The sequence below is a fragment of the Bartonella vaga genome (assembly GCF_037070895.1).
Taxonomy (GTDB): domain Bacteria; phylum Pseudomonadota; class Alphaproteobacteria; order Rhizobiales; family Rhizobiaceae; genus Bartonella.
On sequence record NZ_JAYMZK010000001.1, the window covers coordinates 282,846 to 300,780 of the forward strand.

A 17,935-nucleotide genomic window follows, 5' to 3' on the forward strand; every position below is an offset into this window, starting at 1 on the left:
CATCTTGAATGTGAATAATACATTGTAATAGATTTCTGTTGTCTAATCGGATTCAACTGTCATAGAAATTATACTTAGTTCTTATGTAATTTCAGGGGATGGGTAAGTGTTGTACTTTTTCATGCTCATCTGTGAAAAATAGAAATTTTTATTGTGGCTTGAGTTTTCGTTTTGTTATTGAATTTTACTGTTGCTTGTGGGAACGGGGTAAGAAGCTCATTTGAGAAACAAAAAATGCTTGTTACTTTCCAATGATTAGAAGGTGATCTAAAATACTATAAAATTATGCTAACAAAGAAGCACTAAAATAGAATGAGCTCCCATAAAGAAGTAGCAAATTTTGTTTCACAATATTTTCAGATACAAATTTGGTTTTCCATAGAAAGAGTATTGTGTAAGAGGGATCTCAATGGCACTTTCTTGTAAATATACGATAATGATGCTGTTATGCTATTCATTGTAAAATTGGATATGATCTGTTTATATTATGATTATCGCTTACAGTGATTTTTCCTATTTTGTATAAAATTCGCACCTCCATGAAATAAATGGAAAAACCATCAAAGACAATAGAACTCCGCACAAAAAGAATTTCGTATGTGCTTTTGCTTTTCTATAGAGTTTTATATCAAGCATTTACGTTCCTCTTGTAAGCACATTAAAGGCTTTCAGAAATCAAATGAGAAAGGAAACTTTTAAAGACATTAAATAAAAAGTCATAACAAATTTTTACACCTGTTTTTATCTGTATGATCATCCTATTGCATTAAAAGCAGAGTTCCACTCAGCCTATTTTTGATTTAGAGAAAATTGGGTCATAAAAAATTTCAGTGAGTTTTTGATCCTTTAGGAATAACACCACATCTACCGTAGTATAAAGCACTATTCTTATCATTTTCAGGTCGAGTTGACGGCCAATTTCTGATCTTTTAATCAATGTAGCGCACCGTTCGAATGTTTGTAAAGCACTGTTGGCGTGTGTTGTTGTAATTGATCCAGGATGCCCAGTATTTAACGAGTTGAGATACTCCCACGCTTCGTTACCACGGAGTTCTGCAAGAAAAATGCGATCAGGTGATTGACGCATACACGCATCTAGGCATTCATCAGCTGAAACACGGCCTGGGCTATTGCCATAAATCATATGTACATGATTGGGATGATTAGGTAGAAAAAGTTCATGAACATCCTCAATCGTAATAATGCGTTCTTCTACTGGTACCTTTTCAATTAAGGAGCGAGCGAACGTCGTTTTCCCTGATCCTGTTTTACCTGCGATAATGATGTTGCGCTTATGAAGTACACATTCTTTCAAAAATTCAAGAATTTTTCTATCACGTTTGAGCTGCAGAAGCTGCACTTCAAATGGTTCCAATCGCGTAAAATCTTGCTTCGATAATAAGCTATTTGCTTCTTTTGCGGAAGGTTTATTGAAACTTACATCGAGACAATTATCAAATACACCTTCTTCATTGAACTCCTCTAGCGTCTTAACCGCTAAAAAATGTTTACGAATCATAAAAGACAGCGCACCATCGATGACAGCTGGTGTTTGTATAATTGTGGCACGCTGTCCACCCGGCAGCAACACATAATTAATGCTTTTAGGAGCCATACTATTATAAACGATAATAGCTGTGATAAGCGTTTGCAAAAAAGGTGCTGTTAATTCTGGTACGCTATGCACGCGCCAACCCTGAAGGCTTCTTGTCCACACTTCACAGGGGCGGCAGATTGATAATTCAGTAATTGTGGAATCTTCTAAAAAACGATCAAGCGGCTGCAAAAGCTGGGCAACTGCTTGGTCTTTTTGTATTCGATTAGCGTGTAACAAGGCTGTAGACATCGCTGAAATCTAAATCACGAGCAACAAAAATGTTCACTCGTTCGCCTTGGTTTTTATAAAGTGTTGGTGTGATGTTTATTGAGTTTTGCAGAACGTCAGTCACCACCGATTCAGCACCTTGCACATTATTTTTAGAATTTACCTTTTCCTTACTTCCTTGACCAATTTTATCTTTAACCCATTCTCCAAAATCACCGATTATACTAATCATAATTGCACCTCCAAACCGTTGCCAAAAATGTGCATCAATCCAACCACCTATACCAGCTTCACCAAGGGGACCGGTTCCTGGTGAATCAAGATTGACGATTACACCAGAAGGTGTTTCAATGCGCGACCATTGCACGAACACACGCGTTTGCCCTTGTTGTATGCCGCCTTGGTAAAAGCCTACGACTTTGGAACCACGATCTAGCAGAACAACACGTCCGCTCGTAGAATAAACATCACGTGTTAAATAACATGTCGTCATTCCCGGTTGTGTTGTGATAATTTTCGTTTCTAATGTACAATCTATCTGCGTTCCTTGCGTAATCAAAAGATCACGGTTACGAAGTTGAAGCGCACGCGACTGACCCAAACGTATAGGCTGAAGCTGATCGAATAGTATGCCACTATTTCTATCATTTTCAAGGGCATTATTTTGGGAATGCCCTGTAGAGCTTTCGCTAGTGCCACCATTGTTAAGACTAGAACTGAACATACGTTTACGCGCCGATTCTTCAGAATCTTTGAGCAAATGTGGTGGAACTGTTGTTTGAAGAAGTCTAGCCAAAGCTGGTGAGATCTCCAGCGTTTGATCATCTGTTTGTGTTGGCTTTTCCATTTCTTCTACAACTTTTTGTTCCTCTATAACCCGAGGAGTATAGCTCGGTATAATTTGCTGCACTGTTTGTTGAGGTTTTTCTTCATCAACTTCTACAGCATTACGCATTTTAAATGCTTTCCAAGTCAAAGCAATCGGAACTGCTACTATAATAATAAGCCCCACCATTAATAATGCGCGTGCACCAGGAATTGTTGGACGGTGTTCTAAACCTAGTTCTGATCTACCATAGCTATCCTCAATACGTTTTTGTTCGGTATAATCCAGTTTTTCGGTTATGTTGATCTCATCTCCTTTCTTATTGTCGAACATCATTTACCTCCTTTATTGATGCGATGAACTACCGAAGATACTGTTCCAGTTGTATTTGGTATACCATTGGGGTCGTAGGCTTCATTGAAAATAGCCAAAGCGCGGTTTCCAAGTCGTATAAGCCACTTTGGATTAACCTTATGAACGGCAATAATATCATTACCACTACCTACAACAGTACGTGGTATTAAATTTTCATTGCCTTCAGCATCCACTACATAAATTGCTGGCATGTCCATGTTGGCAGTGAATTTGAAATAGGTGATTCGTCCATTGTCCCAAGCGTTTATCGGAGCAATATCCTTGTCACCACTCATGGTGTAACTGAGATTATAACCCTTAAAGCCTTTATAAAAACCACGCTCAACTTCAAGATTTTTACTGCTTTCCTCTAACTTTTGGGCACTGATATCTGGGTAATGGAAAGCCAACTCGTAGGTAGCTCCAGCACGGTCATTTCGAAATAGCAATCGGAATTTGTAACTCCGCTTGTCAGTTACAATAATGAGATTAGTATTGGCAAATTCTGCTTTTGGCTTAATAAAAATATGCCGCCCTTTGTGTGCAAAAGCATATGCGTCTGAATCACCAAAGGCGTGGGTAATATACTGTTCGCCTTCTTCAAGTATGATATGTGTTGCCACACCGAGAACGGTTTCAATTTGAACTACATCAGCTACGTTATATGTTACATAGCGAATACGGTGATCATATTGTGAGTTTGACGGAGTCTTAAGCGCTTGTGCGGGCACTGTATAAAGAGAGGAAAACGAAGATAGTAAGGCAAAGAACACAAGTTTTTTCATAATAATTCAATTCCTTAATTATTCAACAGTATTTCCGGGTCAGCACGATAACTTGTAACTTGGAAACCAAGAGGATTAAGCAATCGATCAGATGATTTCATCGGTGCACCGACATAGGTGTAACCGATAGTTGCAATCTGGTGTTGTTTTAGTCCAATTGCACCGTTGCTGTCATGTTGTTGCGTCGTAAAACGCACAGTCGCTTGACCACGTCCATTTGGCTGGATGGATCGTACTTTGACTGTAATACGTGCTTTATTAGCAAGCACTTTGTCACGCGCATTTTCGCCCTCATAAATTTTATAAAACTCTTGTTGAACAGTTGGTGCACTTAAAAGCGCTGCAGTGTCATAGTTTAGCTGAATTGTATCGTAGTCGTATGTTTCGCGGTTAAGTATATATTGATTAAGCCAGTATCTATCTACGACTTCGCCGTAGCTGGTTTCATGTTCGCGCATTACAGAGATAACGTCGACTGCACCAGTAGTTCCATCAACGCGTAATACCAAAGGAGTGGGAGCTGGTTGAGAAAAGCCAACAACTCCGCACATCATGCCTAACAAACCAAAAATTCCAACAGCACCTGCTACCCGCCATGCTGTTTTACGTGACTTTATAAATTCGTTAATGAGTTCACGTTCCAAACCTCGGCTTTCTTCATAATAAGTATTAAGTTGTCCAATTTTTACTGGTTTAGTTTGTTTCTTACTCATATTGCGCCTCGCTGGATTTCGGCAGGGATTGTCTTATTAACGGGTACGCGGTTCCGAGTACTCGGTTGCTTTGGTTTCGGCTCCGATGCACAAGCCGATAGAAGACCCGTAATCAAAATTACAAAAATGATTAATCTCAATTTAACACTCCTATTTCTCGGCTATGAGATTTAGCCTAACACTTTTTTATTATTATTTCAATTTTGATTATAAAATATATTGTTTTTAATTCAATTCATTTTTGATAATTTGATTATTTTATTGTACGGCTGTTTGTTGCACCTAATTTCCATAAATGTCCAAGAGTAACACCTTTTGCTAATGCACTGGCAATACTTGACAATTTGAACAACAGGACAATGGAGATAATGGATAGGATAAGAGCACCACCAAGTGAATGACCTACATTTTGTTTTCCATCGAATTCTAGATCAGTCATATAATTTGCGAAGATATTTATCATCAGATTAAACATAGTGGCTAGGAGAATGAGGAAGATTATATAACTCAAAATTTGAGCTACCCACTGTTCGAAGAAGCGATGCGTCGGTTTCCAAAGTAAAGAAACGATAAAAAATGGTCCGAGCCCGACAAGAAGTATAAGCACGACTTTTGTCAGCAGAATGAATGCACCACTGATTGCAACTAGGAAGCTTGTTGCAAGTAAGATGAGGATGCCAAAGAGGCCATAAAGGAGGCCATCAACATCTCCGAAAGCAGCCTCTTCAAAAGCTGCACTTGCGAAATCAAATCCTCTTTCAGCGGCTTTGTCAATCAAAGTGATGAATTGTTTGCTGTCTGGAGAATTGTTTATCAGTGCGGCTGATAAGCCATGAGGCATTTCTATTATTACATTTGCAATTTCTTTTTGATAAAGCCCTGCGGACAGTGCAATTGAAGTAATAATACTTACTTGCAAGCAACGGCTCAAGAATCCAGAGATTGAAATATCTACCGCACCACGAATGATAAGCCATCCATACACCATGAAAGCGATGGTAAGACCGATTGAAACTATGGGTGTAACTGCGGTAATCGCCTTTAAGGAAACATCTGTAACATATATTTTTGTTGCCTGATCAATATAATTGAAAAGCTGCGTGAACATTTTGAAGTTCATGGCAATCCTCTTTAAAGAATTTTAGTTTTCTATTAACTTTAGATATTTGTTATGTGGTTCACTTAAAATCTATGCAACTCATCATAATTTTTGATGGCAATTATTTTGATATGAATCAAATCTCTACATATTCTTTCAGCTTATTGAGAGAGAACAAAATCTCACTTTGTTTGTTTTCACCAATAAAAAGAAACATTCCTACAAGTGTAATCATTGTAAAATATTTTACCCTGCGGAATATACATACTGTATAGCTGGCATCGTTGAATTACTTTTTTGCAGAATTTACACATTACGCTTACCGTATAACTGGCATCGTTGAATTACTTTTTTGCAGAATTTGCACATTACGCTTACGTTTTAGCCGATTGATGAGTGTTTGTTCTACATTGCGTGAGTATGCAACCATTTGCAGTTTTGTTGCTTCATTTTGGATCATGGCTAGCATACCTTTCATACGCACTTGTAATTCAGCCATATCTTTTAAAGTTTTAGTCTTTTGAATGTAGGTTAATAGTTTTGAAATTTCTTTAAAACGCTTCTCTGTTTCTTGAAAAGTCCGTAAAGCTACAACTTTATCTATGACTGCCGCATATTGAGTGCGTTCATCAATAGCTTCGCGTGCATCATTTATAGATTCTTCACGAAGATTATTTTCGTTTTTTATAATTTCACCAAATAATTTAGGAATTTCTGCAGAAATTTCTGCTCTTTTACTTTGTTCGTAGATATATTGTGGGTTTGAAAACAAAAAATTTTCATCATTTAAAATCGCAGATGAATCTGAAATCGTAGGTAAGTTTGCTTGGGAGTCCGTTATAGAATTATGTATTTTTTCTACCAGGGAAAACATATTCTTTTCAGCATCCTTTCCGCTTGAGCTTCTTACTGAATTTAGTATTGCGAAAATTACGCTTATTATTACTATGATAGTTATATTTTTCATATTGCGCCTCGCTGGATTTCGGCAGGGATTGTTTTATTAACGGGTACACGATTCCAAGTATTCGGCTGCTTTGGTTTTGGCTCCGATGCACAAGCCGATAGAAGACCCGTAATCAAAATTACAAAAATGATTAATCTCAATTTAACACTCCTATTTCTCGGCTATGAGATTTAGCCTAACACTTTTTTATTATTATTTCAATTTTGATTATAAAATATATTGTTTTTAATTCAATTCATTTTTGATAATTTGATTATTTTATTGTACGGCTGTTTGTTGCACCTAATTTCCATAAATGTCCAAGAGTAACACCTTTTGCTAATGCACTGGCAATACTTGACAATTTGAACAACAGGACAATGGAGATAATGGATAGGATAAGAGCACCACCAAGTGAATGACCTACATTTTGTTTTCCATCGAATTCTAGATCAGTCATATAATTTGCGAAGATATTTATCATCAGATTAAACATAGTGGCTAGGAGAATGAGGAAGATTATATAACTCAAAATTTGAGCTACCCACTGTTCGAAGAAGCGATGCGTCGGTTTCCAAAGTAAAGAAACGATAAAAAATGGTCCGAGCCCGACAAGAAGTATAAGCACGACTTTTGTCAGCAGAATGAATGCACCACTGATTGCAACTAGGAAGCTTGTTGCAAGTAAGATGAGGATGCCAAAGAGGCCATAAAGGAGGCCATCAACATCTCCGAAAGCAGCCTCTTCAAAAGCTGCACTTGCGAAATCAAATCCTCTTTCAGCGGCTTTGTCAATCAAAGTGATGAATTGTTTGCTGTCTGGAGAATTGTTTATCAGTGCGGCTGATAAGCCATGAGGCATTTCTATTATTACATTTGCAATTTCTTTTTGATAAAGCCCTGCGGACAGTGCAATTGAAGTAATAATACTTACTTGCAAGCAACGGCTCAAGAATCCAGAGATTGAAATATCTACCGCACCACGAATGATAAGCCATCCATACACCATGAAAGCGATGGTAAGACCGATTGAAACTATGGGTGTAACTGCGGTAATCGCCTTTAAGGAAACATCTGTAACATATATTTTTGTTGCCTGATCAATATAATTGAAAAGCTGCGTGAACATTTTGAAGTTCATGGCAATCCTCTTTAGCAAACATTTAGTTCTCCACTACTTTTAGATGCCTGTTACGGGAGAACTAAATATTCTGTTGCTTGTTTGTACGAATAAAAAGAAACATTGCTACAAGTTAAGTTATTGAAAATATTTTATCTTATAAATTTTATGTTAGGCATCTCTTTATTTTTACTGCTAAGAATTTTCATATTCCGTTTTTGCTTTTGTTGACTGATAAGCGCTTGTTCTGCATTGCGTGAATGTGCAACCATTTGCAGTTTTGTTGCTTCATTTTGAATCATGGCTAGCATGCCCTTTATGTGCGCCTGCAGTTCGGCAATACCTTTTAGGTCGACTGTTGTATTTATTTGCTTTACTAGTTCCGAGATTTTTGTAAAACGGTTTTCTGTTTCTTGAAAAGTTTGTAAACTTACAGCTTTATCAACAGCTGCTGCGTGTTGAATACGTTTATCGATAGAATCACGTAATTCACGGATAGATGCAGAAACTTCTTCCTCTTTCAAAATACTTTCAAGCGACGTATATATAGTTGAATCGGTATCTTTATTGTACACTGATTGTGGATCTTTGAGAAAAAAACTACCGTGATTTGTTTTTGTATTTTCAAGTCCTTCGGTACCAAACTTTCGATTCTCTGTTACAGATTTATGTATTTTTTTTGTCTGCTCAAGTTGTTGTTTAATTAACTTGATGAGCTCTGAATAGTGTGGTGGTGTAGGAGGCTTTTGAGGTTTTGCAGGTTTTGGAGCTGCAGGTTTCTGAGGACTACTTCCCCATAAACTTGGAAATGCTCGGTCTAATTCTGCTGCTCCTGCTCCGAAAAAACCAAAAGCCATTGCTGGGCTTGAGCTGCCTAAAATTATTGTTGTTACTATTGAGATAACTTTTCTTTTCATGTTGTCCTCCTCTCAGTTCTTACATGTTGTAGAAAAACTGGTAACCATACAGCTGGATCATCTCCTACCTCAGCGATAACTCTTTCAACTAACTCTGCGTTGTCAGGTGTCCCTGATAACACTAAGAGCTCATCACTGAAGTCATGCTCTATGGTTTTTCCATCGATTATTACGTGGAATTTGTCGAGATTTAACTCTGCAAGAGCAGACTGGTCACCTTGTTTGATGAGAAACTGGCGACTAAATTCACCCAGTCCTTTGACCAGCTCAAATTCGGCATCTGTCAATTTAAAACCTTGAGTGTAATCTTCATAATTTGCTTTAGGATTGGCCAGGAAAATGTAGGTTGCACATTGCTGAATGAGCGTCTTTGCGATATTGCTTTCCAGAGCGTCACTAGGTTCCTGTGTGGCATAAACAAAGATACCATTTTGTTTACGGATAGTTTTTTGTTTATTTTTTGCCAAATCCTCAAAATACGGGTCTTGTAACGGTTTCCAAAACTCATCAAAGATATACATAAACCGCTGTCCACTAATCATTCCTTCCGTACGGAAAAGCAGGTACATCATTACTGGAGTACGAGTCTCTGGGCTATCTAAGAACTCGGTAATATCAAAGCCGTAGATTTGGTGTGTTGAAAGGTCAAGTGCATCATTGGGATTATCAAATAACCATCCATAATCACCACCCTCACACCATTTTATCAAACGAGCGTGAACAGATGGATGTGCATTATAATCATCTACGTGTGGATTTGGTAAGAATTGCACTAAAAAAGATAAACGACGTAATGACCTGTCAATGTTACTGCTCATGATAGATGTAACAGCTTGATTAATTTCCTCTTCGTCGCGATGCGTGATTTCACCAGAAGATTCTACTAATTTTTTAACAAATTGTTTCAAAAAAATCAGATTGTCTTGTGTGGGTGGAAGTTGAAACGGATTAAATCCGCTTGGCCGACCAGCTCTAAATGACAGATACTGACCGCCCATTGCTCGAATGGCAATTTCCATCCCGCGATCTTTATCAAAAACAACAGTTGTTGGTTTGAATTTTTGTGCTTGTGCTAACAGAAACCCTAACAATACAGTTTTACCAGAACCAGATTGTCCGATAAGTGCTGTATTACCGAGTAATCGTTTGTCCGTTGCGTCTTCTTCGAGTTTAGAAGCATGAAAATTGAAATAAAGTGGGGTTTTACTTACTGTTTTAAGAATTGTAACTGCCGGTCCCCATGGGTTTCCAACTGGCTTACCTGACATAAAATTATGAAAAGATGAGAATGACAAAAAGTTCAGCGATGTAATTGGTGCAGGACGCGGTCGCCATTTCCAATTTCCAGGAAGTTGCGCCCAGTAACCAGCCTCTATGGCTAAATCTACGGGTTTTGGTAAAACCGCAACGTCCAACATAGCTGCACTTGCTTTTGCCATATGGTCACGAACCTGTTGGACTGTGTCACCATAAATAGTTATCGTACAATGATGATCACCCATAACAAAATGTCCACTTATAAGCTGATTAAGAGCTTCGTCAATTTGTTCAATTTGGCTCGTTGCCACATCGCGAGCATCGATAAGATTACGCTGATGCCGCTGCAAATAATCCTTGGCTGCATGTCGAGAGAGTACAGAAAAGCTTTGGGTTAATACGAATTCAAAATCACTTTCTAGTAAAATATTGAATTGGCCTGGTTTTGTTGTCGTGTCATATTCCTTAATTTCCAACATTCCAAATCTGCGTATTCTACTGGTTGTACGCAATTCACCAAGAGCACCCCACTTTGAGAAAAAAGGTCGATTTATAGATAAATAGTCAGCAAAACGGTCGTGACAGATCGGCATAGGTCGGTATTCACCGTTGATAAGCATTCCAAGAAATTCAAGCGCAGAAGAATAAACATGGTCGTCTTTTTTATAAACACCAAGAAGTTCCGCACCGTAACGCTTAAACGATTGGCCTAAGGTACGATTGATATCATTAAGAGATTTGATACATGATTCCTGCCGCATCTTTTTTTGATCGAGTGTTTCGCGTTCATGCTGAGAAAAAAAAGACATGATTTTATCAGCTATCGGTTGAAAAACGACAGTTAGATATAGATCATTGACCATTAGATTATAACCAGCGAAGCTTTGCCGGTATTTTTCATCAAGTTGATAGCAGAACATTTTATCAAATCTTGAATCTGGATATTCATAAACACGGCGGCGCACAATATGAGTCCACAATGACAAGTTGGCTGATGCAATACCACGTAGGGTATTGTTTAGCTCTTTTGTCCACTGAAAAATATCTTCTTCCGAGGCACTTTGATGCGAACGTCCATCAATTTTCCAGACTGACAAATACTCTGCATTTTTGGTAGAGATAATTGTGTCTGTAATGTGGTGTGAATAGGGGATAAATAGGCTTACTGGTGTCTCTGATAAGAGGCGTTTGCTGTTTTCAGCAGCTATCATGGTTATCTCCTTTTGCGATAGTTGGAAGGACTGTAACTTGATGCGCCCCAAAAGCTCTTGTTGCGGTTACGGAATTTGGTATCGATCCACAACCACCAGATCCGGAATGCTTTATCGTCGTTTTTTGTTACTTGTGCCATAATGAACCACAATGGTGGTGCGATGATCCATAAAAATATGTTTATTGTCATAGCAATAACAGCAACACCCATGACCATAACCATGAGTGGGATCATAGGTACTCCCCAAATTGTTGGAACACGGGTTGCTCCTTTGAATAAGGGAAATGCTTCGTGTCCTTGTAATTTCATAGGATGCTCCACTCAGTCAATATTGAATAATAGATGGCTAATGTAAAATGCTGCACCAGCGACAATGGTACTGAACACCCACCGCTTGAACGTCGCCTTTGCGATGATACGAAGCATATAAATGATCAAAAGAAATATAAGAATGATAATTGCAGTAACGGGAACGACTGTACTTAGCCCGTAGTGCATACCTGTTAAAATATCCATATTCCTAATAATTTCTGAAACAGACTTTTGGGCATATCCAGGCTGAGCTTCTAAAAACATAATTGCCATTACAAAAACATTACCCATATTTCTAAAAATTTTGGGTTGAGAAGTATCTGATTGTTTCATACTTTTCATCCTCATTATGATTGAAGCGGCAGTAAACAATGCCTCTCCTTATAGTATCCAATAAAAGTATTTTTAACGCTTGCTTAAATTACCGAGTAAAAAATTTATCTTTAAAAAACATATCGTGTTATATAATCTTATTCAGCCCCCGTTATTAAACAACATTGTGGTTATTTCTACTGCTGAGCCAGCAATGACGACGCCAATTGCCCACCGCACGAACGTACTTTTTTCGATGAACCGTCCCGCATAGCTAACCGCTAGACATAACAATATAATGGTTGCAGCAATGGGAATAATTTTTATCAGCCCACCTTTTAATGCATTTAGAACGCCTTCAGCCTTCTGCAAAGGTTGAGCATATACAGAGTTATCCATAAAAAAGATAACCATAGTCATAGCAATTGCGGTGATGTTATTGCTAATTTTTGACTGAAAAATTTTCAACTGTTTCATGTTATTTTCCCTAGATGAGGATTAACTTTGTTAAGTATTAATAACACAATAATTAATTTAATTAAATTACTAAATGTATTTTATTATAACAAATAATAATACTTTATGGTGTATTGACTCTTAATTAACTTAACCCTGTTTAAATAGCAAATCAGCGAGTTCGGCTGCTGAGCCAGCAATAACGATACCAATTGCCCAACGCACAAAAGTACTTTTTTCGATGAAGCGTCCTGCATAACTAACCGCTAGACACAATAATATAACGGTTGCGGCAATGGGAATAATTTGTATCAGCCCATTTTTAAATGTAGTTAAAGTTCCTTCAACCTTCTGAAAAGGTTGAGCATATACAGAGTCGTCCATAAAAAAGATGACCATAATTGCAGCGATTGCTATGATATTATTGCTAATTTTTGACTGAAAAATTTTCAACTGTTTCATGTTATTTTCCCTGGATAAGGATTAACTTTGTTAAGTATTAATAACACAATAATCAATTTAATTAAATTACCAAATGTATTTTATTATAAATTAATTAAGAATATTTTGTATTATATAAGTTTGTGATTAAACTCTAAGGATATTTAAACAACATATTAGCAATTTCAGCTGCTGAACCAGCAATAATAACACCAATTGCCCATCGTATGAATGTAGACTTTTCAATAAAGCGCCCTGCATAACTAACCGCTAGACACAATAATATAACAGTAGCAGCAATAGGAATAATGGCTTTTAAACCATCTCGCAATTTTTCTAAAACTCCTTTGGCTTTATCCAAGCCATTAGCATATGCAGGATAAATCATAAAAAATACATTTATAGCTGCCGCAGTCATAATGACCTGATTGCTAATTTTTGAATGAATAATTTTAAAGTATTTCATGATTTCTATTTCCATAATATTTGAAGTTACCATAATAAAACAACACCTTTGCTTTTTCAGCATAAATAACGTTCCCATAAAGATGTTTAAAATAAAACCATAGAATACAAACTTTCTTTTTGAGTAGAGGAAACATTTCATATTCTCCAACTTCATAACTGGCTTCAAGGTTTAAACAACATATTAGCAATTTCAGCTGCTGAACCAGCAATAATAACACCAATTGCCCATCGTATGAATGTAGACTTTTCAATAAAGCGCCCTGCATAACTAATTGCTAAACACAAAAGTATAACGGTAGCAACAATAGGAATAATCGTATTCAATTGCCCTTGTAGTTGCTTTAGAACCCTTTCGGCTTTTTCCAAACCTTGAGCGTATAGAGGATGAGCCACAAAAAACATAATTAGAGCTATAGCAACCGTGATGACCTTATTATGAACCGCTTTTTGAAGAATATTTAACCATTTCATGTTTTCCACCCTGATTGAGACTAAAGCTACCGGAAACAACTCCTCGCTCATGAAGAAATTTAAAGAGATATTTCGGATCAGCCCAAGTTCTTAGTTTTCCTCTTTGTGTAAGAAGTGTATATTTATCTGGTTTTCCAGTTATTGGATCATCCGCAATAAATGTAAAATACCATTCCTTTTCTGAACGCCTTACAATCGTAATTTCACGCGCTACTCCTTGACTGAACGCTGTATCAACACTGTTTTGCTCTATCATTTTCATCAATTTGCCCTCAATTAGAAGATATTTATTCCAATCTTACTAATTAGAGCTTTACATTTCCTTATCTAATTTTTAACACTATATTTATCAAAATTGCAGCCTTAAGCTATAAATATAGTAATCACTATTCTTGTTATCATTCTCAATGAAGAAGAGTCCTCCGTTGTGCAGGTATCATGAAATTGCTCACTTTATGCATATATGCATTGACTAATTCTTCTGAAAATACAGAAAGAGATCCTATCTCAGCTATTTGTTTCCACTTTTTTTTATAACGTTGTACAGACTCTTGTAACTCTTCTTCTAAAGCTGAAGAATTGTGTACTCCAACATATGAAGTGACTTTCTGCATATAGATATTGCTAGAACCGTTTTTGAAATTCCTCATATCATAAGGACTCAGTGGGGACTGCTCAGAGTTATGATTCAATATTGTTTTTTTACAGTTGTGGGGTAAAACGGATTGTATAACTTTAAGAGCGACGCAAGGATCAAGCACATCAGAAAGAGAAATACTAAACCACTGCAGACTTTTGACACTGATTTGTCCTAAAGCTGCAGAAAAACTATGTTCATTTTGTTTAAGCAGTTTAGTAGTTGCGATTGTTTTGTTTAATATGGGAAACTGGAGCGATAGATTATGATCCCAATTTACGTGCGTTGCGCAAACTTTGCCTCGTAATTCTTGCATAATAACAGCTGGAAGCGTTGTTAGACATCCCGCTTGTATACGCGGAAAAACAAGTAATATGAAATTCGGAATAGCCATATACATACACCTAACAATAAAAAAGATTATTGACATAAATGTCAATTTTATGAGATCTTATTGACCACTGCCGCATTGCGCTCCTGTAGCTTCGCAAGGCAGGATTTTTTAGATTAAAATACTTTTTGTAGCCACAAACCGAAAATTTCCTCAAAATGCTCTTAACATATGAAAATATCCGGTCAGCAAAAATATATGAGACAAAATTGGACAGGTTACGCCAAACAATACGGCGACAACCAAGGTGTTTGCAGAAGGATAAGTTGTTTTCAAGTGATAGTTGTTTTTTAGGATTTATTGAAGCTGGTGGTTTTGTATAATTTTCTGATTGCCAAAAACTTTCTAAAGAGTGCTGATGTGAAACAAAATTCCGTTGTATGTAAAAATATTCCTTATTGTTAAGAGAAACAACACCATCATTTTGCACAGAGGGCTTGTTCTTTGTTACATATTGCCATAGTTTATAAACTGGTAATTTATATTCACTTTTGACTACCTGTTCATCAGAATCAGAAAGATGGAGCGAGACTCGCGTGCTCTGCTTAACAATTTCAGCGATTGAACTGAAAAAGGATACAGCTGTGGCAACTGAGGTACAAATAAACAGTTCTTTGCGATTCAAAGCACATCTCCGTCGAAGTGATATATTCATCATAATTTTAATTTCGATAACAAATAGACAGAAGTGGTCTATAATTGTGTTAAGAATATGACAAAGCACAATTCTTTTTTGCAAGGGGAATAATAAGGTGAATGATCTCAAAAACATGAATTTTGATGAGCTGCAGGAGATGCGTATCAAAATCGATGTGGAACTGAAAAAACGGCAAGCAAAAGAGAAGCAGAATGCACGGCGCAAGATTCTTGAAATTGCTAATGCGCATGGAATCGATATAGCTGATCTTGTGTACAAGGAGCGTCATTATAGAAATCCCAATAATCAATGGGAATTATGGAATGGGCGTGGGCGTAGACCTAAGTGGATTAAAGAATGGTTGGAAAATGGTTATACTCTCGAAGAGTTAGAAGTAACATAATACATAGACCATATTCGCAGGAGTAAGGATTTTAAATAATTATGAATTCGAATTGTGTTTTCTTTTTGAGAATTCAGGATATAAAAATTCTGAGCTTATGCATTAAAAGAGTTGAGCGTTCGAAAAAACACAGGGAGCATGAACGGGTTCATCAAAGTGTAAAAAACGTGCTGCTGTAGGCAGAGATTTTGTGTTTTTGAAATGCTGGTCTGCAGAATAGCAGCATGGTGTTTTATGGATTTTAATTTGGTCTTTATTTCTTATACGATTATTATTTCAAGCGTCAGCTTTACTTTTTTATTTATTGCGTGACTTGGATTAGAGAGAATTTTGAAAAATAAAATTTTTCTGCAGTTTCCATTGGTTTTGATAACACGTTTTTGAGTATTTCTTATAAAAGTTCCTTATGCACATCAATGAAGGAAGAAGCTCTTAATAAAGGGATTTGAAAACTTTTTAATTTTTGTCTTTTCTATGTGTGAGAGAGATGATTGCGCATATAATTAATAAAAGTCCATGATGGTAGGTTTCGGGTAACTTTAATTATATCATGGCAAGTTTTTCTTAAAAATTTGGTATTTTAAATTAAGAAAAAGGCTTATCTTGATAAAAACAGAGAATGTTAATTGCAAAAAGTGTAATTATATAGCTTTTGTTCAAAGTGGGAGTCCGTGTAGCAGACGTGGTGCATTAGGGGTAAGTCCAGCTGCTTCCTGAATGAAATATTGTTTTATCTTTGGGGCTTTATGAACAATTCCAAGGCCAGTATCGCGGAGCATTCGCAAAAGAAGATTATCATTAGAAAATAGTTTATTAAGCCAATCATTACTTAAAGCCATACATACAACTTCAAAACGTCTCCAGCTTTGATAACGTTCAAGAGCGGTGAGGGATCCAATATCAAGACCCAATCGGGCTGTTTCAATAATAACTTCGGCGAGCGCAGCGCTGTCGCGCAATCCTAAATTGAGCCCTTGACCTGCGATAGGATGAATTGTGTGTGCAGCATCTCCAATGAGAACAAAGCGAGATTTAATGCATTGGCGTGTTAAAGAAAGGCTCAAAGGAAAAGCTTGGCGTTGGCCATTCCAAGAAAGTTTTCCCAGTTGATGACCAATGCGTTTTTCGAGTTCTGTTTCAAAAATAAGAGCATCAGCTTTGAGGTAATATTGTGCAGTTTTATGGTATTCAGTCCATACAATGGCGGATCGATTGCCTTTGAGAGGGAGAATAGCAAAAGGTCCAGAAGGTAAGAAGTGTTGAATTGCTTGACCATGATGGGGCTTTTGGTGTTCAATCGTGCATATGATTGCTGCTTGTTTATAAGGGTAAGAAAAGTTTTTAAGGCCTGCTTTTTTACGTAATTTCGAATGTGCTCCATCGGCTGCAATAAGCAATTTCGTTTTCCAAATTTCTTCATTTTTTAAAGTAACATATGTACATTGGTCTTCTTGGTTATTAAAATCAACGACACACATATTTGCGATGACATCGATATCCAGATCTTTTATACGCTTTTTTAGAGCACTGATGAGTGTTTTATGTTCCACCATAGCTGCAAAGGGTTCATTGGGGGTAATATCCCCTTCAAAGGTTAAGAGAGTTGGTTTTACAGGATCATTGGTGCACGCATCGGTGATAGCCATCGAATGAATGGGTTGGGCATGAGGTTTTATATATTCCCAACATTGCAATTGTTTTAACATACGGATAGAAGCAGCAGCAAGGGCGAGCGCTCGTATATTGGAAAAAGGAATATCTTCTTGAGGTGCGGCATCAATTATATTTATTTTCAGATCAGGTGCTGCTTGCTTAAGTGCTATTGCCAATGTTAATCCGACAGCGGCACCTCCTACAATAAGAAGATCGCATTGTTTTGCACTTTTACTGGATTTTGTCTTTCTATTAGGTTTTAAGTTTTTATTGGGATCAGAATACACAACGCTTCGTTCCATTGTTTGCAGTTCGTTTGTTCTTAAATGAAAAGGATATTTTTCTTTAACATGATTTTTTAGGCAATACTTTAACTCCCTCTCTACCCTAAAGAGCGAAGCTTTCTTTAGAGCTAGTTTGAAAATAGCCTGATTTTTTTCGGCGTGTTCCTACGGCGAACCACTTATATGCTTTACTTCATAGGCTTCCTGGTCACTTTTGTCCTGGATCTTTCACTAAACTCTACCATTCTATACTTGGTTTATGTAAAAGAAAACTGAAATCAGATATAGACAACATTGTATTTTAAATATGCATGAATGTGCCTTAAGTCTTAAAGAACAATGTTTTTTGGCATTATAGAGAAAGAATTTGTTGTGGTTATATGGTTAAAGCTATATTAACATTTTTGCGTTATGT

General features: G+C 37.0%; 21 protein-coding genes. 1 reads left to right on the forward strand and 20 read right to left on the reverse strand.

All coding sequences use genetic code 11. The features are described from left to right. Window positions 1-784 precede the first annotated feature (784 nt). From virB11 to WCP76_RS01245, 19 genes are all read right to left on the reverse strand, one after another. A complete protein-coding gene (gene virB11 / locus WCP76_RS01155) occupies window positions 785-1,846 on the reverse strand; it encodes a P-type DNA transfer ATPase VirB11 (RefSeq protein ID WP_336293856.1) in 1,062 nt (353 codons plus the stop codon). Continuing rightward, the gene (gene virB10 / locus WCP76_RS01160; protein WP_336294007.1) at window positions 1,821-2,984 is read right to left on the reverse strand and encodes a type IV secretion system protein VirB10; all 1,164 of its coding nucleotides are present in this window, start codon (window positions 2,982-2,984) and stop codon (window positions 1,821-1,823) included. Before virB10 ends, virB11 begins: the two co-directional genes overlap by 26 nt. Further along, window positions 2,984-3,790: a P-type conjugative transfer protein VirB9 gene (gene virB9 / locus WCP76_RS01165; RefSeq protein WP_336293857.1), complete on the reverse strand. Its 807-nt coding sequence runs from the start codon at window positions 3,788-3,790 to the stop codon at window positions 2,984-2,986. The genes virB10 and virB9 overlap by 1 nt, the downstream gene beginning before the upstream one ends. A gap of 14 nt (window positions 3,791-3,804) precedes the next feature. Next, a complete protein-coding gene (locus WCP76_RS01170) occupies window positions 3,805-4,503 on the reverse strand; it encodes a VirB8 family type IV secretion system protein (protein WP_336293858.1) in 699 nt (232 codons plus the stop codon). Beyond that, window positions 4,500-4,643, reverse strand: a complete 144-nt coding sequence (locus WCP76_RS01175) for a TrwH protein (protein WP_336293859.1) — start codon at window positions 4,641-4,643, stop codon at window positions 4,500-4,502. Before WCP76_RS01175 ends, WCP76_RS01170 begins: the two co-directional genes overlap by 4 nt. 113 nt (window positions 4,644-4,756) lie before the next feature. Further along, entirely contained in the window at window positions 4,757-5,623 is an 867-nt protein-coding gene (locus WCP76_RS01180) for a TrbL/VirB6 family protein (protein ID WP_336293860.1), read from the reverse strand. A 298-nt stretch (window positions 5,624-5,921) separates the two neighbouring features. After that, window positions 5,922-6,569 carry a TrbJ/VirB5 family protein gene (locus WCP76_RS01185; protein WP_336293861.1) on the reverse strand — a complete coding sequence of 216 codons (648 nt, stop codon included), beginning with the start codon at window positions 6,567-6,569 and terminating at the stop codon, window positions 5,922-5,924. A gap of 253 nt (window positions 6,570-6,822) precedes the next feature. Continuing rightward, the gene (locus WCP76_RS01190; protein ID WP_336293860.1) at window positions 6,823-7,689 is read right to left on the reverse strand and encodes a TrbL/VirB6 family protein; all 867 of its coding nucleotides are present in this window, start codon (window positions 7,687-7,689) and stop codon (window positions 6,823-6,825) included. A 131-nt stretch (window positions 7,690-7,820) separates the two neighbouring features. Continuing rightward, on the reverse strand, window positions 7,821-8,585 hold the full coding sequence (locus WCP76_RS01195; RefSeq protein ID WP_336293863.1) for a TrbJ/VirB5 family protein: 765 nt from the start codon (window positions 8,583-8,585) through the stop codon (window positions 7,821-7,823). Continuing rightward, a complete protein-coding gene (locus WCP76_RS01200) occupies window positions 8,582-11,053 on the reverse strand; it encodes a VirB4 family type IV secretion/conjugal transfer ATPase (RefSeq protein WP_336293864.1) in 2,472 nt (823 codons plus the stop codon). Before WCP76_RS01200 ends, WCP76_RS01195 begins: the two co-directional genes overlap by 4 nt. A gap of 2 nt (window positions 11,054-11,055) precedes the next feature. Next, window positions 11,056-11,364 carry a VirB3 family type IV secretion system protein gene (locus WCP76_RS01205; protein ID WP_336293866.1) on the reverse strand — a complete coding sequence of 103 codons (309 nt, stop codon included), beginning with the start codon at window positions 11,362-11,364 and terminating at the stop codon, window positions 11,056-11,058. 12 nt (window positions 11,365-11,376) lie between these two features. Continuing rightward, the gene (locus tag WCP76_RS01210; protein WP_336293867.1) at window positions 11,377-11,700 is read right to left on the reverse strand and encodes a conjugal transfer protein; all 324 of its coding nucleotides are present in this window, start codon (window positions 11,698-11,700) and stop codon (window positions 11,377-11,379) included. A gap of 141 nt (window positions 11,701-11,841) precedes the next feature. Next, window positions 11,842-12,156, reverse strand: a complete 315-nt coding sequence (gene trwL / locus WCP76_RS01215) for a VirB2 family type IV secretion system major pilin TrwL (protein ID WP_336293868.1) — start codon at window positions 12,154-12,156, stop codon at window positions 11,842-11,844. Between the two features lie 129 nt (window positions 12,157-12,285). Then, complete coding sequence (gene trwL, locus WCP76_RS01220; RefSeq protein WP_336293869.1) at window positions 12,286-12,597, reverse strand: VirB2 family type IV secretion system major pilin TrwL; 312 nt, start codon at window positions 12,595-12,597, stop codon at window positions 12,286-12,288. A 133-nt stretch (window positions 12,598-12,730) separates the two neighbouring features. Further along, window positions 12,731-13,042 (reverse strand): VirB2 family type IV secretion system major pilin TrwL, encoded by a 312-nt coding sequence (trwL, locus tag WCP76_RS01225; protein WP_336294008.1) that lies wholly within the window; start codon window positions 13,040-13,042, stop codon window positions 12,731-12,733. A 164-nt stretch (window positions 13,043-13,206) separates the two neighbouring features. After that, window positions 13,207-13,515: a VirB2 family type IV secretion system major pilin TrwL gene (trwL, locus tag WCP76_RS01230; protein ID WP_336293870.1), complete on the reverse strand. Its 309-nt coding sequence runs from the start codon at window positions 13,513-13,515 to the stop codon at window positions 13,207-13,209. Continuing rightward, the gene (gene korA, locus WCP76_RS01235) at window positions 13,478-13,777 is read right to left on the reverse strand and encodes a KorA family transcriptional regulator (RefSeq protein WP_336293871.1); all 300 of its coding nucleotides are present in this window, start codon (window positions 13,775-13,777) and stop codon (window positions 13,478-13,480) included. The genes trwL (WCP76_RS01230) and korA overlap by 38 nt, the downstream gene beginning before the upstream one ends. Window positions 13,778-13,919: 142 nt before the next feature. Next, a complete protein-coding gene (locus tag WCP76_RS01240) occupies window positions 13,920-14,546 on the reverse strand; it encodes a lysozyme family protein (RefSeq protein WP_336293872.1) in 627 nt (208 codons plus the stop codon). 10 nt (window positions 14,547-14,556) lie between these two features. After that, on the reverse strand, window positions 14,557-15,168 hold the full coding sequence (locus WCP76_RS01245) for a hypothetical protein (RefSeq protein WP_336293873.1): 612 nt from the start codon (window positions 15,166-15,168) through the stop codon (window positions 14,557-14,559). 127 nt (window positions 15,169-15,295) lie between these two features. On the opposite strand from WCP76_RS01245, the gene WCP76_RS01250 reads away from it, so the two are divergent. Next, window positions 15,296-15,583, forward strand: a complete 288-nt coding sequence (locus WCP76_RS01250; RefSeq protein ID WP_336293874.1) for an H-NS histone family protein — start codon at window positions 15,296-15,298, stop codon at window positions 15,581-15,583. A 656-nt stretch (window positions 15,584-16,239) separates the two neighbouring features. Here the strand turns inward: WCP76_RS01250 and WCP76_RS01255 are convergent. Beyond that, entirely contained in the window at window positions 16,240-17,523 is a 1,284-nt protein-coding gene (locus WCP76_RS01255) for a ubiquinone biosynthesis hydroxylase (RefSeq protein ID WP_336294009.1), read from the reverse strand. Between the last annotated feature and the right edge of the window lie 412 nt (window positions 17,524-17,935).